We start from the raw sequence: 22,541 nt of genomic DNA, 5'->3' as shown, positions 1-22,541 counted from the left end.
GCAACTCGCGGTATCGGCCAGACGAATGGGCTGGCCGATACCACGCACGGCCCTTGCCGCGCGCCACAAGTGCGTCCTGTGCGTTCTGCAAAGGTTTCCTGCTAGGCATGCCCCCTTGCGTCGGGCGAGACGTGACCGCGCAGCTATGGGTTTTTCATGAAAAAGCCGGGGCGAGGACAACGCATTCAAGCCTTTTGCTCGCAAACACCAATTTGAGCCTAGACCTGGTCCGCCCGCGCCCTCTCCACAAGTCCGGTCTTGAGCGCGAACCAGACCATCTGAGCGTCTGTTTCCAGGCCAAGCACGCTCTTGATCTGGTAATGATTGTTCCGCACCGTCTTGAGGCTGATAGATAGAGCGTCAGCGATTTTTTCAGCCGGCCAGCCGCTTGCCAGCAGGCGCAGGATTTCAGTCTGGCGCGTGCTCAGCTCATCCAGTCCGCTGCCGGCGCCCGAGATCCGGTCTTGCGCGATACCCTCTATCACGTCGGGTGAGATCACCGTGCGCCCCTCCAGCACTCCGAAGATTGCCTCGATGAGGTTTGCCGGATCGCTGCTCTTCGTGACATAGCCGGCCGCACCGGCTTCGACCGCTTTCAACGCAAAGGCCGCGCCTTGATGCATCGTGAACACAACGATCCTTGCGGCCTCGTCGTATTGCCGAATGTGGCGGATCGCTTCTATGCCGCTGGCACCGGGCAAGGTCACATCCATCACCACAACGTCTGGCGATGTCTCGCGGTAGCGGCTGTAGGCGCTGCGCGCGTCCTCCGCCTCGGCCACGATCCGCAGCCCCGGTTGCAGGTCGATCAGCCGGCGATAGCCTTCTCTCACGACCGGGTGGTCGTCGACGATCATCACAAGGCGCTCGGTCATGCCGCGTTTCTCGCAATAGCGGCAGGTACGGTCACGTCGACCCGAACGCCAAGATCGGTTTCCCGCATCTGCAGTTCGCCGCCCATCGCGGACGTGCGCTCGCTGATACCCAGAACACCATGCCCACTTTGCCCCCGGACCAGCGTGCCGCCGCCATCATCCTCTACGCTCAAGGATATACTGTCGCCGGCCTGCCGCAGCGCCACGCGAACACGGGCCGGCGCGCCATGCCGCATCGCGTTGGTGACACATTCCTGTACGATCCGGTAGAGGTCCAGTGCCACTGCATTCGACATCCCCTTTTCGTCCAGGTCATAGTCCAGCGTCAGCCGGGTACCGCGCTGGGTCGCCCAGCCGTCCAGCATGGTGCGCAAGCTGGCAGCAAGGCCGACGTCCTCCAGATCCGGCGGACGCAGACGGGCGAACGCGCCGCGCAGGCAATCCATCATGTTGCGGATATTGGCCCCGATGGTCTTTGCATCGCGATCGATGTCCGGGCGGTCCTGCGGGGCGGCACAGCTCATGGACGCCGCGAGTGCGGCCGTCGCGGTGAGGGTCTGACCGAACTCGTCATGCAGGTCCCGCGCCAACTGACGCCGCTCCACGTCCTCGACCTCTATCAGCTTTCGCGTAAGCGCATGGCTCTGCGCGGCGCTGGCGCGCAGCCGCTCCGCCAAGTGATTGACGGCCCGGGCAATCTGGCAGAACTCCTGTGCGCCGCCCGGCTCGACCCGCGCATCAAGATCGCCGCAGGCGAGCCGGTCAAGCCCGGACACGATACCGCGGACCGGTCCGAGCCTCCAGACTATTGCGATGGAGCCCAGGACCAATACGCCGGCCGCCATCGCCAACGTCTGCCACAGGGCCAGACTTGTCCGCTGCCACGCCAGCGTCGCTGCGGCCACCGGATCGAAGGACGCCTGAACGTGGAACGCGCCACTTTGCGACGCGGACCCTGACCGGGTGACCGAGGCAGGCGGTTCGAACACCCGTTCGGAAAGGTCGCGAAACCATCCCGGCGCGATCTGGCCGAAGACTTGCCAGCCGGCACAAAGACGCCGTTCCGAGATCAGTCGCTGTTCGTACAGGATGCACGTGCCCGGTGCCATCACCCCCAGAAGCTTGATAGACGTCATCTCTGCATAAAGTGGATCACCCACGCGCGGCTCCATGTGATAGTTTCGCTCCAGCACATAGCTGGCGCGCGTCAGCGTGGTCTGGGTGTCGCTCCGGGCGGACCGATAGGCATCCCCGGCCGCCAACCCAAGCGTCATGGCGCCTGCCAACGCCGTGACCAGCCACAGCGTCAAGACCAGTCGAAACCGAAGGCTCATGTCATTCCCTCCCTAAGCGCGCTGCCACCAAGGATCGGGCAAACCGGCCCGCATGTCTCGGGCAATTTGCCCGACATGCACCGAAAAGCATTTCGAAGCCTTCTTTGCCTGCACTCAGCGTGGTTATGTCATCGAAGCAACAGGAGGACCGGATGGAGGATATCGCAGACAGGACGGCACGCGTTCGACCGGACTCCGCGAAAATTCTGGTGACCCGGATGGAAGCGGGGCTTGTCGGGCACGCGGCGCTGGTGGAACGGCTGATGATCGCGCTTCTGACCGGCGGGCATGTGCTTATCGAGGGCGCCCCGGGCATTGGCAAGACCCGTTCGGTGCGCAGGCTGGCCGACGGTGTAGAGGGCAGCTTTGCCCGCATTCAATGCACGCCCGACCTGATGCCATCCGACATGACCGGCACGCAGGTCTACCGGCAAGAAAGTGGCAAGATGGATTTCCTGCCTGGACCGGTGTTTCACAATCTTGTCCTCGTTGACGAGATCAACCGTGCTCCGCCCAAGGTGCAGTCCGCCCTGCTGGAGGCGATGGGCGAGGGCCAGGTCACCGCCGGCGGGCAGACCCGTCCCCTGCCCGACCCTTTCATGGTGATCGCCACACAGAACCCGTTGGAGCAGGAAGGCACCTTTCCCCTGCCCGAGGCACAGCTTGACCGCTTCTTGATGCATGTCGTTCTTGATATGCCGGATGAGACCGCGGAAATGGAAATTCTCGATCTCGTCGAGACGGAACTGCGCAGTCATGCCGGGGGCGAAGCCCCGACGCTGGATCACGCAACGCTCGCCGCCATGCAGGAAGACGTGCTTCAGGTCCACCTGTCCCCCGCATTGAAGCAATACATGGTGGCGCTGGTGATGGCGACACGCCGTGCGACCGAAGCCATTGACCTGACCGATCGGATCCGCCACGCGGTAAGCCCGCGCGGCACGCTTGCCCTGGCGTCGAGCGCCCGTGCGCGCGCGTGGCTGCACGGCCGCGATTTCGTGGTGCCCGAAGACATCGCGGCACTGGCATCCGACGTTCTGTGCCACCGCATGGCGCCGACCTGGCGGGCGCAGGCCGAAGGCCACACCTCCCGCACGATCGTGGCCGAGATCCTTTCGGCGGTTCCGCCACTATGAGTCTGCCCCGGGCATCCGGGGCCGAGGTCTCTCTCGACCGTCTCGTCGCGATCGGCGGCCTCGTCACGGGCAAACACCCGCCCGGCCTTTCCCATGGGGTCGCGGGGGGTCTCTCCGGCCCGCGCCGCGGCGAGGGCGGCGATCTTTTCGACCTGCGTCCGTTTCAGGACGGTGACGATCCGCGCCGGATCGACCCGTCCGCCACGGCGCGCAGCGGACGGCCGCAGGTCCGCAGCCGGCACGAGGAAGTAGAGCGCACGCTTTTGCTGGTCGCCGATTTTCGCCCGCCGATGCTCTGGGGCACACGCGGGCGTTTCCGCTCAGTCGCCGCCGCAGAAGCATTGGCTTTGGAAGGCTGGCGCGCGCTTGTGACCGGAGGACGCGTCGGCGTGATGATTGTCACCAGCGGCGGCGTGGAGATACTGGACCCACGCCCGCGCGAAGCCGCAATGCTGCGCATGGCGGGCGCTTTGGCGCGGGCCCATGAAGCGGCCCTCGACGCCCCGGATGCACGCTATGAAAGCCTTGCGGTGATGTTGGAAACCGTAACTGCGCTGACAGCGCCGGGCACTGCTGTCAGGATCGCGACAGGGCTTGATACGCCCGGCGCGGATTTCGGCATAGTGGCGGCGGCCTTGATGCGGAAATGCCCACTCGAGGTTCTTCTGGTGCAGGATAGCGTGGAGGAGGCGCCACCGCCGGGCCGCTTTTCGGCGCGTATCGGCGGAAGCGTCAGGCCAGGCCGTTTCGGGGCCTCCACCTCTGCCGACCGTCTTGCAAGCCACGCCATACCCCACCGGATATTGAACGCGGCAGACCCGGTGTGTCCGGAGGCCGCATGAGACCCGAAGATCTGATCGCCCGTCTTGCCGATATCCGCATCCCGGAGAGCTTTGCCCGCTTCGGCCTGCACGACGCGCTGGCGGCTGCGGCGCTCGGCCTGATCGTGGGCCTGTTGTTCGCGCGGCTGGCAAGGTTCGCAACCGTCAGGAAGACGCGACCGACACAGACGGCCCGCGCCGCCATCGCCGATTTGTCCGGTGACGATCCCCAGGCCCGGCTTGCCGGACTTGCCAGCCTTCTGCGGGATCTTGGTGGCACGCCTCCGGACGGTCTGCGCGAGGCGCTCTACAATCCGCGCCACCCGCTTGATCCGACGGTGCTGGAAACCGCCATCATGGCCGCTGCCCAGCGAAGGGCACACCGATGAGTTTCGCGTTCCCCTGGGCGGCGCTGCTGCTCCCGCTGCCATTCCTGCTGTTCCGCCTTCTGCCCGGACGCCCGGTCGCGGCCAGCGCACTGAACCTGCCACCGGCCATCGCGGAAACATTCCGCCCCATCGATACGGCACCCGTGCGGCGCCATGCCTTGACGACAATCCTGGTCCTTGCATGGATTTTTCTAGTCGCCGCCCTGACCGACCCGCGCATGGAACGCACGCTTGAAATGGTGCCCGCCTCGGGGCGCGACATCGTCCTTGCGCTTGATCTTTCCGGCTCGATGGAGCGCGAGGATTTCGTTCTGGACGGCGCACAGGTTTCGCGCCTGGCCGCAGTACAGGACGTGGGCGCGCGTTTCGTCCGCGCCCGCAAGGGCGACCGGGTCGGACTGGTCGTCTTCGGTGAGCGCGCCTATGTCGCGGCGGCCCTGACGCATGACGTCTCCGCTGTCGCCCAGGTGATCGAAACCGTTCAGATCGGTGTCTCCGGCAAGGCCACGGCCATCGCGGATGGCCTGGGTCTTGCGCTTCGCCGGCTGCGAGTTCGCGATGCCAAAAGCCGCGTGATCGTGTTGTTGTCGGATGGGCAGGATACGACCGGAACGGTCGATCCCGTTGCCGCCGCCGTCACCGCCGAAACGCTGGGCGTGCGGATTTACACGATTGCACTCGGTCCGGCCGATCTTGAAACCGCCCCGGATGCCCGCGACGCGGTCGACAGCGATACCCTGCGCCGCATTGCCGAGGCCGCACAAGGCCAGACCTTCCGCGTGCGCACCACCGAGGACCTCGTGGCGGTGACCGAGGCCATCGACCGGCTCGAGCCCAGCCTGGCCGATGCCCCCCCGATCCGCGGATGGCAGAACTACTGGCCATGGCTGGCCGGCGCGGCGCTGGCGATGCTGGCGACGGCGCTCGGGTTGCAGGCGCGGGAGGCAGCGTGACGGACCTGTGGCAGATCATCCTGCTTCGCCCGCTGTGGCTGGTCGGCGTTCCGCTGTCCTTGCTGGCCGGGGCCGCCGTCGCCCTGAGGGGCAACGGACTGGACCGATGGCGCCGCGTCATCGACCCGGACCTGCTGGTTGCCTTGCGCGGCCTGGGGCATGTCGTGGAAGGCCGACGCGATGCAGGGCCGTGGCTGCTGGCTCTTGCCGGCGGGCTGACCGCTTTCGGGCTGGCGGGGCCGGCCACCCGCGATCCCGACGCGCCGGTACTACGCAATCTCGACGCGGTCATGATCCTGATGGACCTGTCCCCATCGGTGACCCAAGGCGGCGGGTTCGATGACGCCCAGGCCGCCGTGTCGCGCATGATCGACCGTCACGGCACACGGCCCGTGGCCTTGGGCGTCTACTCCGCCGAAAGCTTTCTTGTCAGCGTGCCAACCGAGGATCCGGCCGCCTTGCAAACGGTCATCGCCGTGGCAGACACCGAGACGATGCCGGTGGGGGGCAGCCGCCCGGACCGCGCGCTCGACCTCGCACGGCAGACCCTGGCCGACGCGGCCGCGGCGCATCCCGATGTGGTGCTCGTCTCCGACGGCGGCGGGGTCGGACCCGAGGCGCTGGACCGGGCCCGCCAGATGGCGGCTGCGGGCCTGCGTGTCTCGACCGTCTTCGTGGCGCCCGACGACCCGCCTTACGGCATGCCCGCCGCAGACCGCGAAGCGCTTGCCTCGGTCGCAAGCGCGGGCGGCGGCGTGATCGTGGATGCGTCCGACCTCTCGGGCGTCGAGACGATCCTGAGCGAGCGCCAGGGCGCCGCCGAGGCAAACGACACCCTTCGCAACCTGCGCTATTCCGACCAGGGCAGATGGTTCGTCACCCTTGCCCTCCTGCCGCTTGCATTCCTCCTCCGCCGGAGGCGTGACGCATGAGCCGCGTGTCGCTTTCAGTCCTTGCCGCGGCCCTGCTTTGCGCCGTGGTCGCCGGCCCCGAGGCATGGTCCAAATTGATCTGGCGTGCGGGCTTTCCCGACCTGGCTCTCCCGCTGATCAAGACCCCCGGCGCACGCGGCGCGGCGCTCTACCAGGCCGGACGCTATGCCGAAGCCGACGCCGTATTCGCCGAGCTTGGCCGCAGCGCGACCTACAACCGGGGCATGACACTGGCCGCGACGGGCGACCACAGCCTGTCGGTCGCCTATTTCGATGCCGTGCTGTTCGCCGACCGCTACGATGCCGACGCCCGCCACAACCGCGCGGTCGTATCGGCCCTGATCGAGCCGGTGATCGGCGAAGCCCGCGGGCACGGCCGGATCGAGACAATCCTGTCGAAAAGCGGCGTCGAAACCGCGGCTTTTGATCCCGACGACCCCACGCAACCCATCCAGGCGGCGGAACGCGACCCAAGGCGTGCCAGCCTGAAACGCTCGGTCACCGGCGAGCGGACATCGGCGGCGGACGCAGGCTGGCTCGACACGCTCGCCGATGCGCCGGGGGCCTATCTCAAGGGCCGCCTTGCCGCCGAGATGGAACGTCGTCGCAAGGACGGCGAGGCCCATCGCGAGGAGCCCAGCCGATGGTGAGGTTGCTGACCCTTCTGCTTCTGCTGGCGACACCCCTGGCCGCGCAAACGCCCCAGACGCTGAAACTGGAGCTCGTCTTGGATCCGCGTGAAACGGAACCGTTGGAGGGCGAGATGGTCCTTGCCACGATCCGCGGCACCTATCGCGAGACCATCACCAACGAGGAACTCAAGCTGCGCAGCATGACTGATTTTGACTGGACGCGGCTGGGACAGGACGCTTGGAGCGATCAGCGCATCGACGGTCGCACCGCACGGGTGTTCGAGCGGCGCATCGCCTTCTTCCCGAAGCGGGCCGGAAATCTGGAGATTCTGCCGATCGTGCATGAACTCGAGATCATCGGCAGCGGCGGACAACGCGAAATTGTTCTGGTCCGGTCTGATCCCGTGCGCATCGAGATCGAAGAAAAGCCGACAGGCGCAGACGAGTCGTGGTTCCCGGTCCGCGCGCTGGAAGTCTCCGACACCTGGGACGCCGATCCGGCACAGTTGGAGGACGGGCAAAGCGTGACGCGCCGGGTCGTGATCCGAGCACTTGGTGCGACCCCCGAGATGATGCCGCAGCAGCCCGCCTTGCGCGAACCATGGCTGATCACCTTCACCCCGCCGGAGGACCTCAGCTTTCAGGTCACTTCACAGGGTCCGGTCACGACCTTGGTCTGGGTCTGGAAACTCCGCCCGATCACCGGAGAGCCGGGCGTTCTTTCCAAGGCAACTCTGCCCTATTTCGACACGACGTCACGGACGGCGACCACCGCCACGCTGTCTGCGGCAAACATCGGCTACGCGAGTTTTGCCGACAATGCGGCATCCGGTTGGCGCAAGGACACCGGTGTAGGCTGGCTGCATCTGGCTGTTCTTGGCGCAAGTGCCGTGTCAACGATGATACTGGCGTTGCGCGGCCGCTCTGCTGTGTCGGCCCCGGCCGCGCGGCTGCGCCGCTGGATGCGCATGCTACGGGACTTAAGACGCTTGCGGGGCCATGCGCGACGTGGAGATGTTCCACGCTTCCGGGCGCTTGCGGCAGGCCTGCTGTCCCCGCCCTCGGCCACGCCGCCGACCAGTACGCACCCTGCCCTGCGGACGGTCGATGCCATGCTGTTCGGCGATTGCAGCGTGCGGATCAGCTTGGATCTTCGGCCCGTCCTTCGCAACGTCGAACACGCGCTGCTTTACTCCGCACGTGAGCCCGGCGAAACTGCGGGCCGCGCCGAAACTTCGACAGGGCCGCACCCGACGAAATCCGTCCGGGCGTACAAGCACTCGAATGGCTCGCGTTTCATATCGAAGACAGGGTCAATGTTGAGATAACCAAAGAAGCCGGCATCATGAGAAAGGCGGCGCTGATGAAGCGGCCGATGAAAGCCGTGCAATTCCCTCCGAGTCCCCTCGGCTGGTAAGCAATGTCCGCCGGCATTCTCTTCGCGCAAAGGCCCGAGAACATATCTCAGAAGCAATGGCGCTTTTATCGAGAATCCGCGCCAGCGCCGCTTTCGCGACAGGCTGTCCGCAGAAGGCTCAGTCGGTGGCGCCCGCAATGGACCAATCTTCTGCCTGGGGCGACACCGTTGAAGCTCACTCGGACGACGGCGGAGGCGACGGACGGGCGCTGTATCCCGGCCTCGGATGCCGCGTCGCTGAGCGGTGCGCTTCAACAAGTGAGCGCGCCAGAGCCCGCGCCGGAACCGAAAGGCCCGCTTTTCGTCGATGAGTTCGATCGCGCTGAACTCGGCGCTGACTGGACGGTAAACAATCCCGATCCGTCCGGCTTCATTCTCGACGATGGCACCCTTGTCACGATGACCGTTCAGCCCGGCTACATGGGCGATGCGGAAGACCAACCCAATGTCTTCAGATGGACCGCGGCCGAGTTTCCCGAAGGCGACTGGGATCTCAGCGCCGATTTCACTGCGCGCATGGGCGAGGTCCAGTCATTGGGCGGCCGGCGGGCCATCGTGCAGGTCGGGCGTCATGCGGATATCGACAAGACGATCTCGGCATATGTCTATCGGCAGGGCAATTCCAATGACGACCTGCGGCTGCGGGCCATGTCCGGCGGCACCGAAACCCGCGCCGAAGTCGAGATCGCCGGCAATGTCCGCGGCTACGACCTGGCCCAGATCCTGCGGGATTTCGAGGAAAAGGGCGCTCGACTGACGATCTCGAAACATGGCCGTGACTACGTCGGGCGGCTCAAGCTGAACGGCTGGACCCTGCAGGAGGGTGGCCCCGAGGTGATCGAGACGGACCCGATCCAGATCCTGCGCACACGCGGCGACCCGGCACTCTTTTGCCGGAACGCTGGGGTCGGAACAGACCGTCGCGGAATTCGACCGGATCGAGATTGTGGAGGTGGAGTGATGCAGTGCAAAACCGTCTGCAAGGTCATCGCATGCGCCGGCGCGATTTGCGTTGGGACGACCCTCGCGCCCAGGCGCAGTCGTGCGGCACGCCAGCTAAAACCGGTGGCACTCCGCTCTATCCTTTGCCGCATGAGGCAGAATGGGGGTTCATCGGCCGCGACGGCGAATGGCGTCTTGCCCCCGCCTGGCTACAGGCCCGCCCCTTTTCCGAAGGAGTCGCGGCGGTCGAAACCGCCGCAAGCTGGGGCCTGATCGATCGCACCGGCAGCTATCTCGTGAGGCCGGGTGCGAAAGATGCGGACAGTATCATCATATCAGGTGAACGTTTCGCGCTCTCACCCTCCAAACCGATGTCCGATGGTTGCAGCGCAGCCACCCCGGCCGATGGCAAACCCCATTACATCACCGCCGACGGCGATATCTGGACCCCGCCCGCCTTCGAGGGTCGCAAGGTGTGGGATTTCGGCAGCTTCTCGGATGGGCTTGCCTGGGTGCGTCTTGCCAACGACCGCGTGGGCTGGATCGACACCGACGGCCAGATGGCGATCGCGCCGGACTTCATCGACGGTGGCGATTTTGTCGACAGCCATGCTCCGGCCGCCGTGAAATCCGAGAACCGCGGCTATATCGACCGCTCGGGCGAGCTGGCGTTCCCCAGAATATTCATTCTTCAAGAGGCGGCTCGCGCTACCGAAAGGCGCGCGCCGGTCCGCATCGGCGACGATGCAGGTTACATGGATGACACCGACTGGATCATCCGCGAGATCTCGATGCCGGGCGGGGAAACGCGCGCGCTCGACGCCGTGACGCCGTTTTCGGACGGGCGCGCCCCCGTGCGCCCCGCCGGCATGTCGTCCGGCCCGGTCTGGATCGACATCGAGGGGGGGCGTCGCCGTGAATCCCGAGGCAGGTGCCCGTTTTACGATATGCAGCGATACGCGCTTGCCCGCCTACCAGAATGGCCTTCTTCCGCTCGTCGTCGGCGCTGGAACGAATATCTGCGGCAATACCCCAGACATCAGCTACGAAGGTCCGGGCGACCCGCGCTCCGGCCCCTCGCGGATGCTCTGGCACCTCCCGTGGGAACGCGACAAGCTCGTCTGGCTCGACCGCGACGGCGCCACGCAGATCGATTCCGCCACCTGCCGCCGCGCGCCGGGCGTGGCCGCCCTGCCCACGGAAACCGAGGAAGGCGGCCTTGCGTCGGGGGCCTATCGCATGGCGCTTGCCGGCATTGTCCAAGGCAATGTCGGACCCTACCGCGCAGACGCCCCCTGCAACCGGTCGGAGTTCAAGATGGACGGCAACCAGGCCACCAATGCGCGTGGCCCGTGGACCCTGTCGCTCACCGGCACGGCAAAGTGGCAGGGAGAAACCGTGGACCTGTCGCTCAGCCTTGGCCTGCCCGAAGAGATCGGGCCCGGCACGCATGAGATCGGACCGACAGACAAGGATAAGCTTCCATCCGCATACCTGTGGATGAGTGTCAGCGATGCCGGTCCGAACGCCCCGCGTCCGGCCACCTACACCTCCAAAGGCGGTGGTAGCCTTACCCTTGCTCGGCGCGACCAGGACGCGATCACAGGCAAGGCCGAGATCACTTTCGTGTCGCGGGACGATCCTTCCGACGAGGTGACGCTGGCAGCGGACTTTGACGAGATCCCGTATTCAGCTGGCCCGGAGGTCACCCTTGTCGAGACGACCGGCACCGTGACGGCGCTGGACGAGTCGATACCCGACGATCCGCTGATCAACTTTTTCACCCCGGCAAAGGCCGTAGAGGGCGAGGACAAGCTGGTGCTGTCGTTGGGCAAGTTCGGCCCCAAGCTGGAACTGGACTTTCCCGCCGGGCACAGCGGCACATTTACGGCCGGCGCCGACGCGCCGGTGTCGATCACCTTCGCCGGTATGCCGGTCAGCGCCAAGGGTAGCCTTGAACGGTCCGAAGACGGCGGTCTGGGCGGCGAGCTCACCGCAGAACTTGGCGCGCACGACCAGTTAGAGGGTGCGGGCAGCGTGACCCTCCGCTTCGCGGGCATACCGGTCGAGAGCGGCGAATGATCCGCCCTGCCCTCCTCGCGCTTGCCCTGCCTGCCGTGGCCCATGCGCAGGACATCGACAGTGTCTACACCAGCTATGACTGGGACGCCGATTGCCGGACGCTGGAAAAGGACCTGCCCCCCGAGGAGGCGGCGATGGGTTTCCAGCTCGTCTGCCCGGGGCCGCAGGGTTTCTACCTGATGCTGACGGAGGGAGATGCCCGCATCTCGATGGACTACGGCAGGACGCAGGTCTTCGGCCCGCGGGAAAGTTTCACACCATTCAATACCGTGCATGATACCGTCGAATGGCGGCGGCAGAGGCTGAAAGGCGAGATGCAGCCCTTCGCCACCATTCACCGCTGGGATGTCGGACCCAGCTTCGATGACCGCGAGATGCTGGTCATCAGTACGGTCGCCACCACGCCAGACGCCGAAAGCTGCATGGTCGGCGTCATCGACACCACTGACACGCCAGACGCCAACGCGCTGGCTCGTGCCGTGGCCGATCGGTACGCGCCCGGATTCGTCTGCGGGAACGCGCATGCGCGGGCCTTCGGCTTTGTTCGTATTGACACGCCCTTGCCACGGCGTGTTCCGCCTCATTCCAACGCAACGACAGGAGACCAATGGTGATCCGTCCCTTCACCGCTGCCCTTTTTACAACCCTGGTCGCTGCCACGAGCAGCCTTGCCGAAGGCCGTGTCAGCTTCATTGCGGATGCGGGAGACGCGGGCCAGATGAGCATGACGGAACGTTGGTTCGGCAGCGCGCTGCGCACTGATATCGAGGGGATGGACGCCTACATGCTCCTGCGGGACGACAGCGTGTATTCCATCATCTCGATGGCCGGGCAGATCACCGTCATTGACCTCGGCCAGATGAAGGACATGCCGGGCGCGGCGAACCAGACACCGTCGCAGAACGAGGCTGGCGTGGTTTTCCCCGACGAGATCGTTACCATCGAGGAGATGGGCGAGACACGCGAGATCGCCGGGGTCGAAGGGGACGTCCATGAGATCGAGTGGGTCGACAATGCCGGACAGCCCCGCACAGACACCGCCGTTCTGACCGACGATACCCGCCTGCTGGAGCATCAAGCGCTCAAGATGCAGCTGATCGAGGCGATTAGTGGCGAGGCGCCAAATCCGCTCATGGTAGAGCTTCAGGATCGCGGCCTTGCGGCGCTGTCCTTCGGTGACCGCTTCAAGGTGACGGAAGTGAACGGCGATGCCGGGCCCGCCGGGGATTTCGAGCTGCCGGCAGAGCCGATGGACCTGGGCAATATGATGAACATGGGCAACCAATGATCCGGCCAGCGCCGTTTCCCGCCGTACTGGCGGCTGTCCTGTACGCTGCAACCTTGCCTCTGCACGCGCAGGACAGCTGCGATCTGAACGCGCCGCCGCCAGCCCCTGTCTGCTCGGTCGAGGGCATGCTGCAAGCGATCAATCCGACGCAGACGTTCGACCTTCTGGGCAACCTGAACCCGAACGCCTTTGCCGGTGGTGCAAATGCCGACCTGCTACCGGGGCAGGCAAGCCTGTCGATCGCTGGCGGGGTCAGCGCCGGCGGTGCGGCCTGCGCGCGGCACCTTGCGGCAAAGCGCATCGGCGGCACCGAGGGCGTCCCGGGTCTCGACCAGGGCACGATCGACTTCGTCGAAGACATGTCGGGCGAGTCCCTCGACATCCCCACGGCCAGCGGCGGCGCAAGGCGCGCCGTGTTCGAGGTTTTCAGTCCGAACCTCTTTTCCTTCCAGGGGGGCAGTCTCGGCCTCCCGCTCGCCTATCGCCATGGCGGCATCGGTGGCTGGCCGCGCAACAGCGGTGCGCATCTGGTCATCGCGCTGACCGATGCCGGGCCCGGTGATCTGCGCGCCGGTGCAATTTATGAGGTGCGTGCCGTGAGTGGCGACGGCGACGCCGACCCGTCGACGGTTTTTTCATCCTGGGCCGGTCAGATCCGTCCGCACCCTTATCTGCCTCCAAACACCGAGAACATGCGCCGCGAACAGGAATTCGAAAAACACATGTGTCGTGCCACACGACAAGGCGCGCTGAAGACACTTGAGCTTTCGACGATCCCGCAGGGTGCCACGGTCGGCCGGCAGGTCAGAGAGTTGAACTGCGACATGGACGGGGTTGCCCAGGCGGGCACCCGGACGCAAATTCTGACGGGGGAACTGTCGGGCACGGTTCATATCGAGCGCATCACCGACACGCATGTGATCGGGCGGTTCCACCTTTCCGGCACAGCGGCGGTGGAGCGGGAGCGTCGGACGTGGAGTTCGAGGGGGCCCGGTCGTGTCGATGTCGACCGGGAGACGGGGGACAAGCCCCTGCGCGTAACCGGCCGCTTCGCCGCCCCCAACATGCGCAATATGGGCTACGCGATGGGTATGCTGGAAATCGCGCAGGCCCCGACGGATGGCGAAGCGCCCGCCGCCCGGCTGCGGCTCGTATCGCACCGCCCGGCGCGCGACGCGCAAAACCTACCCTGGGACGCGCCCGGTATCCGCTTGACGTTCGACCGTCCGCTCGCCCCGGTCTCCGTCACCCCGAGTGCGGTGAAACTTGAGACCGGCTATGCGACCGAAGACGGCGGAACAGAAATCCGCCCGGTCGAAACGCGTCTCCGTTTGTCCGGCACGGAGACCGTCATCGTCACCCCGCAGACCCCGCTCCGCGACGGCGTGCGCTATCGCCTCACGGTGCGCGCCGGCGCATCGGGCATACACGGCGCGGAAGGCGAGCAGATGGCAGTCGACCGAGCCTGGGGGTTCGACACGATGGTCGATCTCGACGACACGGAACCCATGCAGGACGGCCTTGCCGAACATCTCGTGTAGGCCGAAGGCATCGAGAGCGATACCATCCAGGTCGTCACCGACACGCCGCTTGTCGGTGGCAAACCGACGGTGATCCGAACCTATCCGAAATGGCGCCCAGACCCGGACATCGCCACGGGCTGGCGGGTCCAGTCCTTTCCCGCGCATATGCGGGTCCGCCCCGGCGCGTCTATCGAGGCGCCCTTGCTGGCCCCGGAAAAGCGCGATGTGACCGTCCGGCGCCCCGACATGTTCTCGCCCACGGAACGGCGCATGGCCGAAAACAGCGTCAATTTCTTCGGCTGGACGCCGAAATTCGAAGAGGTCGCCTCTGTTCGAACCGAGGTTGAGCCGATCCGCGAATGCGACGCCGTCACGCGCATATTCTCGGGCTACGAGAACATCCGCTGGGATCCGCTCGAACGGGATCTGAACATTGGCTACGTCTTCGCCCGTGTCGGGCCCTGGTACGATTACCTGCCCCAGAACGTGGTAAAGGAGGTGGCCCTGACCGCCGAGCGGTCCGAGGACTACATCGAACAGCTTTTCCCGGTTCAGTCGGTCCGGCTTTCCGAGACCCCGGCCCCACCGGCCGACCCCGATCTCAACGAAAAACTCGTGGCCGAGATCGAGAAGATCTACCAATTCGAAATGCTGGCCGAAACCTTCTCGCCCGACACGATGGACACCCTCCGGGCCTTCAACGACTTCCTCGCGAAGCCGCCCGCGATGACCGAGAAAATCAGCAAGCGCGGCATCGTGCGCGCAAAACTCCTGAATGCCGTTCAGGAACATCTCATCGCGAACAACAGCTACGAGCGTTTCGACCTGGTGGTGATCTTCATGCCCTATGAATGGATCAAGCTGCTGGGCGTCACGATTACCCCGAGGATCGACCAAGCCGACAATCCAACCCGCGAGGCCGCGCAGCCCTTCATCGGCATGAGCCTCAGCAAGGCTCTGACAGGGGTCAAACGTACCGCGAACAACGGCGCCATCGCACACGAGGTGGGCCACGCATTCGGACTTGATCACATGCCGGGCGTTCCGCCGGACACCACCACGACCGCCGTGGCGGACCTGCATGAAGGCACCCGTTGGGAAGGGATCGAAGGTATGCGGATCGCCCCCGACGGTCGGTCCGGAAAAAACAAGTCCTACGAGGACGGAAACGCCGAAACCGACCTGGAACTGCTGCCGCTGATGTATCCGCGAACGCAGCCGAAGGAAAACCAGTTCATCTCGAAGGATCACTACCTTCTGCTGTTGAGAAACCTGAAAAAGGATTTCGTGGCCTTGTCCCCGTAGAAAGCCACAAAAGTGCAGACGTCGGAAAGCGGTCGCGCGGCTTCTTGGTTCCGCCCCGTGCCTTTGACAAGTCGGCGGCCCAAGCCTCCGGCGGCGCGATCAGCTTGCCAGCTTTTCCTGCTGCGCAAAGGGGCTGAGGCCCAGCCATGTCTGCATGGAGCTGATCAGCTCCGAGGATCCGACCAGCAGCAGCGCGTCGCGGTCGACGGCATCTGTCACCGACCGAAGGCCCATCCAGATTTCCGTCATCGTGCGCAGATCGACGGTCACATAGAGATCCACGTCGAAACCAGGGTCGATATGGCACAAGTCCACGGTCCGGTCCGGCTCGACGATCAGCCACCACCTGCGCTGAGACTCGGGCAGTTCAGGATAGATTAACTCGATCACCACGCGCTGGTTCGGCACAGGCGTCGTGTCGAGGTTGCGGCGCATGTCCCACATCAGAAGTTCGGGATCGAGATTCTCCAGCGATGGCTCGGTCTCGACCCATTTCTGACCCCACATGCCGATGGCCTCGATCACCGGCTGCAGGTCCTGCCCGGCCTGCGTCAGCCGGTAGGCCTCCACGTCTGGCGGATCGGTCAGCCGCGTGCGCTCCACGACACCTGCCGCTTCCAGCTCGCTCAGGCGCTTCGACAACAGCGCCGGCGACATCCGCGGGACGCCGCGCCGCAACTCGTTGAACCGGGTCGATCCGGCGACCAGCTCGCGCAAGAGGACAACCGTCCAGCGGGTGCACAGCACTTCGGCCGCCATCGCGACCGGGCAGAATTGCTTATAGCTCGCATTGGTCATGACAACCCTCCCTTGGTTCTCGGGTCCGTACCATGACTGATTCCCCCCCGAGCCCGCCAGTTCAGACTCTGTACCGGGGCGATTCAGTTCGTGAACTGGCGCGATGGTGAGGCTGACTGGCATTTTGCGCTCATGCCGATTGGCACCGGCAGAACGAGAACTGACTGACACGAAAGGAGAACGGTTATGCCCCTTGTCGATATCGAACTGATCGAAGGTGTCTTCGATGAAGACCAGAAACAGCGGATGATCCGCGACGTGACCGAAGCGATGGTCGGCGTCGAAGGCGAGGCCATGCGCGGCGTCACATGGGTCCGGGTGCACGAAATCGCCAGCGGCGAATGGGCCATAGGCGGCAAGCCGATGACCGCCAAGGACGTCAGGGCTGCGCCGTCCGAGCCGGCCTGAGCAATTTACCAAGCACATTTGAAAGGAGGAGCCATGACCCGCCAAGTGCCAGAGGACTTGCTGACCGTAACGCTGTATGAGCGCCTTGGAAGCGGCGCCGGCATCCGCCGGATCGTCGACGGGGCGGTCGCGGCCCATATGGACAACCCACTGATAGGACAGCGGTTTGCGCCCTACGCGGACCAGCCCGAGCGGGTCGAGGAGATCAAGCAGCACACCTGCGATTTCTTCGCCGTGGGCAGCGGCGGGCCGGGCGACTACCAGGGCCGCAGCATGGCCGACGCCCATCGCGGCATGGAGATCGAAGCAGCGGAATACGATGCCGCTTGCGACGACATTCTCGGGACGATGGAGGCCTTGAACTACGACGCGCCTACGCGCCGCGAGGTCAGGGACATCCTACAGTCCCTGAAATCGGACATCATTCACGTATGAGGGGCCCGGTTCCCACGAACCGGGCCGACGAAAGGCAAGACAAACATGACGAACACCATCGAAACCCACCGCTTCGAGCGCCCTGACGATCGGCTCGACATGAAGGACCGCGGCGGCATCGACATCGTGAAGACATCACAGGGGTCGACCGGCATGCACGCCGTGTTCGAACCCGGCTGGACCTGGGAGGCGGACGAGAAACCGCTTCTCGGTCATCCGGACACATGCCCGATGCACCACACCGGCTACTGCATGTCCAGCCGGCTCGTGGTTCGCATGGTCGAGAGCGGCGCGGAAACGCCGATCACCAAGGGCGATTTCTTCGAGATCCCGCCAGGTCACGATGCCTATGTCGACGGTGACGAGCGCGTCGAGATGATCCTGTTCGAAGCGTCCGGCGCGCATCCGTAACGCACCCCGGAGGCCCGGCCACAGGACAAGATAAAGCACGGGCTCCTCCCCGGACGGAGCCCGCGTCGCGCGCCTTGGTGGCGGGTCTACGTCCTGCTCGGGCTGAAACGATCACGATAGGCCGACGGTGTGACGCCACAATGGCGTTTGAAGATGCGGCGGAAAAAGGCGACATCCTCGTAACCCACAGTGAGTCCGACCTGCTGGATCGATGGTGCGCCGTCCTCGAGCCTCTTTCGCGCGGCGTTGACGCGCAGCATCTGCTGGTAGACACCGGGCCTGTGGCCGGTGGCCGCCTTGAACCGGCGCACGAGGTTGCGGCGGCTCATGCTTGCGCGTTCGGCGAGTTCCTCCACACGAACGTCGCGGGCGAAATGTTCGGAGAGGTGATGTTCGGCATCCCGGATCTTTTCGTCGTCGTGCCGTCGCGCCAGTGGCAGCAGGGCATAGCCGGACTGGCTGGGCCGCGGCATGTCGAGAAGCAGTGCCTTCGAGCACTCGATGGCAACGGTTCGACCGCAGAGAGGCTCGACGAGGTGCAGGCTCAGGTGGCTCGCGGCGTTGACACCACCGCTGCAATAGAGGCCGGCATCCTCGGTCACGAACAGGTCGGTCCGCCAGTCCACATTCGGGTATCTTTGGGACCGAGGAAGATGGCCGCATCGGGTCAGTCTGCATCTACGAAGCGCGGGACCGAGAGGCCATCCGAGAACACGGGCGTCGCATCAATGCGCCCAGCGAGGATATTCGGCTCGCCCGCGGCACCGCCGTGAAGCGGAACGATCCCGAGCCGGTGACCATCGTATGACAGCATTTCCCTCGCAGATCTCTGCGAGGGAAACCCAACAGCTTCGATGAGCCCTGTTCTCACGACGCGTACAGTCAGCACATCCGACTTACGGCTGGACGCGCCAATAGCACACTTTTCGCATCTGCAGCGAATGCCGGTTCGACGCACAAAATCGGAGACAGCTGCTGGTCAGGTGAGTGACAGCCAAGGGCCGTTTGATCTGTTCAAACTGTAGGGGCAGGAAGCCGATTTTCTTCACAGGCGCGCACACAACGGTCGCCGAACACGAAATCAGAATGTTAGATCTTTCAACTCCCACATACATTGCGCTTACGTGGCCTCTTGTGGGTGCCAGAAGACTTGGGAATTGGGCAATCCTTCTCGGCTAAACTCTTTGAATGCGTGCAGTAATATCCTGCATGGCTATCCTGTCGTTGCCCAAAGCGCCAAGCCCAGTCCCAGGGTCGCGATGAAGATCCACGCCGACCCACCCAGGATCAACGGACGCAGGCCCTTCTGCCGCAATCGTTTCAAATCGGTCTCCAGCCCCATCGCCGCCAGTGCCGCCGTCAGCATCAACGCCGTCAGCGTCACCGTGGCGTCATGCAGCCGGTCCGGCAGGCTCACCAGCGAATTGACCCCCATGAGCATCACGAACCCGAGCACGAACCACGGCACAATCGTAAGCTTCGAGCCAGAGGCCTGCTGCCCGCCCTGGCGGAACTGCAGGACACCCAGCGTCAGGATCAAAGGCGCAAGCAGCAAGACCCGTGTCAGCTTGGTCACGGTACCGACGTGGCCGGCCTCTTCGCCCATTGCAAAGGCCGCGCCCACGACCTGGGCCACCTCGTGGACCGTCGCACCCGCCCAGAATCCGTAGGTTTCAGGCGACAGCTCCAGCATGTGAGCCGCCATCGGCCCAAGCAGCATCGCGCTCGTCCCGAACAGCGTAACGCAGGCGATGGCATAGGCGACATCTTCGTCCGATCCTCGTGTCACCGTGTCGCACGCCAGAACCGCAGAGGCACCGCACACGGACGTCCCCGCAGCGATCAACTGTACCAGCCGGCTTTCCACGCCCAGCAGACGGCCAAGCAGGCACGTGAATGCAAACGTCCCGGCCAGGGTCGTCGTGACGGCGACAACACCCCGCAAGCCCAGGGTAGACACCTCTCCGACCGTGACCTGAAGCCCCAGCAATACGATTGCAGTGCGCAGGACAGGCTTGAGGGCAAAGCGGATACCGGGTTGCAGCAACGGCGGGCTGCCCACGGCGACACGCCAGCCGATTCCGAGCAGCAGTGCAACGACCAGCGGGCTGAGCGCTGCCAGACCGGTCGCCCTCTGGACAAGCGTGGCGATGGCGGTGATGGCCATGACCAGTGCCAATCCGGGCAGGTGCGCATAGAGGTCTTGAAGCACACCGGGGTGTGCGCGTTGGCTCAGGGTTTGCATGGCTTAGGTCCTCGGTTTCTGCACCTGCAAAATGCCCCAATTGAAATGTTCATAAAATTAACTAATATCGAACGTAATAATCGATTGGATTGATGATTGACGCTAGACCAGCTCCGCATATTTCTTGAAGTCGCCGAACGCGCCCATGTCACCCGTGCGGCAGAGGCGCTGAAGATGACGCAATCCGCCGTGTCGGCCGCCCTGCGCGCACTGGAGAGCACTCATGGAGTGCAGCTTTTCGACCGGGTCGGGCGCGGCATCACCCTCACCGAAGCAGGCCACAGGTTCGTGCCCGCGGCCAAAAGCGTTCTGAACCAGGCAGAGACCGCGGAACTGATCCTCGATGATCTTTCGGCGCGGCCGAGGGGGCGATTGCGGATCGAGGCAAGCCAGACGGTGGCGACCTATGTCCTGCCCCCGGTTCTGGTACGCCTCAGGCAGGCACACCCCGACCTCTCCGTCCGGCTTGGCGTGGGCAACACCTCAAGCGTTGCCAGGGCCGTGGCCGACGGCGCTGCCGACCTGGGTTTCGTCGAAGGCGAGGTCGTGCTTGGCGATCTTCGTACACGGGTTGTGGCGCGCGACGAACTCGTGCTGGTCATGCGGCGCGGACATCCCGCAGCCCGCAGCGCGATGTCAGCCCAAGCCTATCGCAAGCTCGACTGGGTGATGCGGGAGGAAGGCTCGGGCACACGCGCCGAGGTCGAAGTTCACCTGGCCCAGTTGGGGCTGAGCCGGGATGACCTTGCGGTCCTGCTGGAGATCCCGTCGAACGAAGCGGTCCTGTCGGCAGTGGCGGGCAGCGACTGCGTGTCCATGGTGTCACGACGCGTCGTCGACGCGCTGGCGGAAGACGGTGCAGTCCACCAGCGCCGCGTGACCTGGGCGCCGCGCCCGGAGCGTCCGTTTACCGTGCTGTCGCATCCGGAACGGCATCGCACCCGGGCAGTCGAAGCGCTTATGGCCCTGATCGACGCGGGCTGAGCCGAACCCCACCCCTCCGATGGCCGGACCGACCGGCCTCAGCCGCCGGTCAGAGCCGGGGACATGCGTTGCGACAGCTCCGCCGTCAGCCGTTTGCGGTCAATCTTTCCGACATGGTTTTCCGGCAGGCGGTCCACGCGTTCGATCCCGGCAAGACAATGGGCGCGACCAAGTGCGTCCCGGATCTTTCGGTTCAATTCGTCGAGCGCCTCGATCTGCCCCGTGCCTTCCACGAAGGCGAACGGCACTTCACCGAGATCAGCATGTGGCGCGGGCACCACGCAGGCCGCCCGTATGCCCGGACTTGTGAGCAACACATCCTCGATGCTTGCGGGCGCCAGGTTTTCACCACCGCGTATGATGATCTCCTTCAGGCGGCCGGTCAGGAAAAGATACCCGTCTTCGTCGAGATATCCCAGGTCGCCCGACCTGACCCAGCCCTCCGGGTCGAACGGCGGATGGCCGACATAGCCAAGGGCGGACAAGGGACCGCGGAACGCCACTTCGCCGCGGCTTCCGTTCGGCAAGGGCGTGTCCCCACCAGGTTCGAGAATTGCCACCTCGGCACCGGGAATCGCGCGTCCGACAGAGCCGCGCCGGGCCGCCCCCGGCGGATTGGCGGTCGATGTGCAGGTAAACTCCGTCTGTCCATAGCTCACCAGCACCTGGCAGCCCAGATGCGCTTCGATCCGGTCCTGTGTCTCGACCGCAAGCGGCGCCGAGCCGCATCGAAGCATCCGCAGCCGGTCCGTCGCCCCTTGCGGGATCGGATGATCCAGCAACCTTTGGAACATCGTCGGTACACCGGTGACAACGGTGGGCTTGAGGTCCGCCATCGCGTCCAGCGCGGCTTCCGGCGTGAAGCGCGGCAGCAAGGTAATCCGCGCGCCGCGCATCAATGGATACAGCAACTGGTTAAGAATGCCATTGGTATGGCTTAACGGCATCATGTGCAGGTAGTGATCATCGCCACCCACCGGCGTGATTTCCGACAACCCCCGTGTATTCGCCGCGATGTTGCGGTGACACAGGCGAACTGCCTTGGGGCGTCCGCTCGATCCGGAGGTGAAGATCAGCAGAGCTTCCTCTTCGGCGCTTGGAACCGGAATCGTGTAACCGCCGGCGGCACCTTCCGGCACAGGCGGCGTCACGAGGCGCAATCCGGCCGCGTCGGCCAGCGCCTGCGCCGCCTCCCGGTTGGTGTCGTCACAGATCAGACCTGTAAAGCCACCGTCCACCAGCTTGGCCACGACCGAACCTTGCGCCTCGCTCCTGCTCAGGACGGTCAGCGGCAGCCTGGCGTGCAGACAGGCCAGAAGGTCCGTGCAGAGATCCACGCTGCGATCCTGCAACAAGGCGACCCGGTCGCCGGGAACAAGGCCCGAGGCCAGCATTGCCCCGGCACGGGCCACGACCCTGGCGTGCAGCGTGGTATAGCCTATCGTCTGCCCGTCCGCGGACAATGCCGGCGCGTCCCCGCGCAGGCGCGCCTGTTGCTCGAATGCGGTAACGAAATCACTCATGCGGCCAGCTCCGGCATTCGGACCGCGGCATCCGCTTCGAATGTGCCATCGGGATCCAGCGCCCTCAGCGCCGCCAGTTCCGCCGCGGTGGGTTCGGGGGTTGGACCG

General features: G+C 64.9%; 24 protein-coding genes and 1 pseudogene. 17 read left to right on the top strand and 8 right to left on the bottom strand.

Features of this window, described 5'->3' with window-relative positions; genetic code table 11:
* Positions 1-218: 218 nt before the first annotated feature.
* Both C2I35_RS00125 and C2I35_RS00120 read right to left on the bottom strand, forming a co-directional pair.
* Complete coding sequence (locus C2I35_RS00125) at positions 219-875, bottom strand: response regulator transcription factor (protein ID WP_103761021.1); 657 nt, start codon at positions 873-875, stop codon at positions 219-221.
* Complete coding sequence (locus C2I35_RS00120) at positions 872-2,209, bottom strand: histidine kinase (RefSeq protein ID WP_103761020.1); 1,338 nt, start codon at positions 2,207-2,209, stop codon at positions 872-874. Before C2I35_RS00120 ends, C2I35_RS00125 begins: the two co-directional genes overlap by 4 nt.
* Before the next feature lie 152 nt (positions 2,210-2,361).
* Here C2I35_RS00120 and C2I35_RS00115 point away from each other — a divergent pair, with 152 nt between their 5' ends.
* The 8 genes and pseudogenes from C2I35_RS00115 to C2I35_RS22705 form a co-directional block, all read left to right on the top strand.
* The gene (locus C2I35_RS00115; protein ID WP_103761827.1) at positions 2,362-3,345 is read left to right on the top strand and encodes an AAA family ATPase; all 984 of its coding nucleotides are present in this window, start codon (positions 2,362-2,364) and stop codon (positions 3,343-3,345) included.
* Positions 3,342-4,187, top strand: coding sequence for a DUF58 domain-containing protein (locus C2I35_RS00110; RefSeq protein ID WP_103761019.1), 846 nt, complete (start codon positions 3,342-3,344; stop codon positions 4,185-4,187). Before C2I35_RS00115 ends, C2I35_RS00110 begins: the two co-directional genes overlap by 4 nt.
* Complete coding sequence (locus tag C2I35_RS00105; RefSeq protein ID WP_103761018.1) at positions 4,184-4,555, top strand: hypothetical protein; 372 nt, start codon at positions 4,184-4,186, stop codon at positions 4,553-4,555. Before C2I35_RS00110 ends, C2I35_RS00105 begins: the two co-directional genes overlap by 4 nt.
* Positions 4,552-5,508 (top strand): VWA domain-containing protein, encoded by a 957-nt coding sequence (locus tag C2I35_RS00100; protein ID WP_103761017.1) that lies wholly within the window; start codon positions 4,552-4,554, stop codon positions 5,506-5,508. Before C2I35_RS00105 ends, C2I35_RS00100 begins: the two co-directional genes overlap by 4 nt.
* Positions 5,505-6,440: a vWA domain-containing protein gene (locus C2I35_RS00095; protein ID WP_245890348.1), complete on the top strand. Its 936-nt coding sequence runs from the start codon at positions 5,505-5,507 to the stop codon at positions 6,438-6,440. Before C2I35_RS00100 ends, C2I35_RS00095 begins: the two co-directional genes overlap by 4 nt.
* Positions 6,437-7,090: a tetratricopeptide repeat protein gene (locus C2I35_RS00090; protein ID WP_103761015.1), complete on the top strand. Its 654-nt coding sequence runs from the start codon at positions 6,437-6,439 to the stop codon at positions 7,088-7,090. The genes C2I35_RS00095 and C2I35_RS00090 overlap by 4 nt, the downstream gene beginning before the upstream one ends.
* A complete protein-coding gene (locus C2I35_RS00085; protein ID WP_103761014.1) occupies positions 7,084-8,400 on the top strand; it encodes a BatD family protein in 1,317 nt (438 codons plus the stop codon). The genes C2I35_RS00090 and C2I35_RS00085 overlap by 7 nt, the downstream gene beginning before the upstream one ends.
* A 1,081-nt stretch (positions 8,401-9,481) precedes the next feature.
* Positions 9,482-9,640 (top strand): annotated as a pseudogene (locus C2I35_RS22705) (hypothetical protein); the annotation flags it as partial.
* 147 nt (positions 9,641-9,787) lie between these two features.
* Here C2I35_RS22705 and C2I35_RS22360 read toward each other — a convergent pair.
* Together C2I35_RS22360 and C2I35_RS22355 are read right to left on the bottom strand one after the other, a co-directional pair.
* Positions 9,788-10,042 carry a hypothetical protein gene (locus C2I35_RS22360; protein ID WP_245890346.1) on the bottom strand — a complete coding sequence of 85 codons (255 nt, stop codon included), beginning with the start codon at positions 10,040-10,042 and terminating at the stop codon, positions 9,788-9,790.
* Positions 10,043-10,182: 140 nt separating this feature from the next.
* Positions 10,183-10,329, bottom strand: a complete 147-nt coding sequence (locus C2I35_RS22355) for a hypothetical protein (RefSeq protein WP_245890345.1) — start codon at positions 10,327-10,329, stop codon at positions 10,183-10,185.
* Positions 10,330-10,394: 65 nt separating this feature from the next.
* On the opposite strand from C2I35_RS22355, the gene C2I35_RS22350 reads away from it, so the two are divergent.
* From C2I35_RS22350 to C2I35_RS00050, 5 genes are all read left to right on the top strand, one after another.
* Positions 10,395-11,513 (top strand): hypothetical protein, encoded by a 1,119-nt coding sequence (locus C2I35_RS22350; RefSeq protein WP_245890344.1) that lies wholly within the window; start codon positions 10,395-10,397, stop codon positions 11,511-11,513.
* Complete coding sequence (locus tag C2I35_RS00065; RefSeq protein WP_103761010.1) at positions 11,510-12,127, top strand: hypothetical protein; 618 nt, start codon at positions 11,510-11,512, stop codon at positions 12,125-12,127. The genes C2I35_RS22350 and C2I35_RS00065 overlap by 4 nt, the downstream gene beginning before the upstream one ends.
* The gene (locus C2I35_RS00060; RefSeq protein ID WP_103761009.1) at positions 12,121-12,801 is read left to right on the top strand and encodes a hypothetical protein; all 681 of its coding nucleotides are present in this window, start codon (positions 12,121-12,123) and stop codon (positions 12,799-12,801) included. The genes C2I35_RS00065 and C2I35_RS00060 overlap by 7 nt, the downstream gene beginning before the upstream one ends.
* Entirely contained in the window at positions 12,798-14,342 is a 1,545-nt protein-coding gene (locus tag C2I35_RS00055) for an Ig-like domain-containing domain (RefSeq protein ID WP_103761008.1), read from the top strand. The genes C2I35_RS00060 and C2I35_RS00055 overlap by 4 nt, the downstream gene beginning before the upstream one ends.
* 69 nt (positions 14,343-14,411) lie before the next feature.
* Positions 14,412-15,629 (top strand): hypothetical protein, encoded by a 1,218-nt coding sequence (locus C2I35_RS00050; RefSeq protein ID WP_103761007.1) that lies wholly within the window; start codon positions 14,412-14,414, stop codon positions 15,627-15,629.
* Positions 15,630-15,728: 99 nt separating this feature from the next.
* Here C2I35_RS00050 and C2I35_RS00045 read toward each other — a convergent pair whose 3' ends face one another.
* Positions 15,729-16,427 carry a winged helix-turn-helix transcriptional regulator gene (locus tag C2I35_RS00045; RefSeq protein ID WP_103761006.1) on the bottom strand — a complete coding sequence of 233 codons (699 nt, stop codon included), beginning with the start codon at positions 16,425-16,427 and terminating at the stop codon, positions 15,729-15,731.
* A gap of 186 nt (positions 16,428-16,613) precedes the next feature.
* Between C2I35_RS00045 and C2I35_RS00040 the strand changes: the two genes are divergently transcribed.
* From C2I35_RS00040 to C2I35_RS00030, 3 genes are read left to right on the top strand one after another with little or no spacing between them, the layout of a single operon-like run.
* Positions 16,614-16,835, top strand: a complete 222-nt coding sequence (locus C2I35_RS00040; protein WP_103761005.1) for a tautomerase family protein — start codon at positions 16,614-16,616, stop codon at positions 16,833-16,835.
* 33 nt (positions 16,836-16,868) lie between these two features.
* Entirely contained in the window at positions 16,869-17,270 is a 402-nt protein-coding gene (locus C2I35_RS00035; protein WP_103761004.1) for a group I truncated hemoglobin, read from the top strand.
* 45 nt (positions 17,271-17,315) lie between these two features.
* The gene (locus C2I35_RS00030) at positions 17,316-17,681 is read left to right on the top strand and encodes a cupin domain-containing protein (protein ID WP_103761003.1); all 366 of its coding nucleotides are present in this window, start codon (positions 17,316-17,318) and stop codon (positions 17,679-17,681) included.
* 86 nt (positions 17,682-17,767) lie between these two features.
* Here C2I35_RS00030 and C2I35_RS00025 read toward each other — a convergent pair whose 3' ends face one another.
* Positions 17,768-18,307 carry a GlxA family transcriptional regulator gene (locus C2I35_RS00025; RefSeq protein ID WP_245890343.1) on the bottom strand — a complete coding sequence of 180 codons (540 nt, stop codon included), beginning with the start codon at positions 18,305-18,307 and terminating at the stop codon, positions 17,768-17,770.
* 587 nt (positions 18,308-18,894) lie between these two features.
* A complete protein-coding gene (locus tag C2I35_RS00015) occupies positions 18,895-19,926 on the bottom strand; it encodes a YeiH family protein (RefSeq protein WP_103761002.1) in 1,032 nt (343 codons plus the stop codon).
* A gap of 96 nt (positions 19,927-20,022) precedes the next feature.
* Here C2I35_RS00015 and C2I35_RS00010 point away from each other — a divergent pair, with 96 nt between their 5' ends.
* On the top strand, positions 20,023-20,910 hold the full coding sequence (locus C2I35_RS00010) for a LysR substrate-binding domain-containing protein (RefSeq protein WP_103761001.1): 888 nt from the start codon (positions 20,023-20,025) through the stop codon (positions 20,908-20,910).
* A gap of 38 nt (positions 20,911-20,948) precedes the next feature.
* On the opposite strand, the gene C2I35_RS00005 is transcribed toward C2I35_RS00010, so the two are convergent.
* Positions 20,949-22,433: a class I adenylate-forming enzyme family protein gene (locus tag C2I35_RS00005; RefSeq protein WP_103761000.1), complete on the bottom strand. Its 1,485-nt coding sequence runs from the start codon at positions 22,431-22,433 to the stop codon at positions 20,949-20,951.
* Between the last annotated feature and the right edge of the window lie 108 nt (positions 22,434-22,541).

It is taken from the genome of Roseovarius confluentis (assembly GCF_002917925.1).
GTDB lineage: Bacteria > Pseudomonadota > Alphaproteobacteria > Rhodobacterales > Rhodobacteraceae > Roseovarius > Roseovarius confluentis.
The sequence above is the reverse complement of the archived record's forward strand: the minus strand, read 5'-3'. Positions and strand labels throughout refer to the sequence as shown.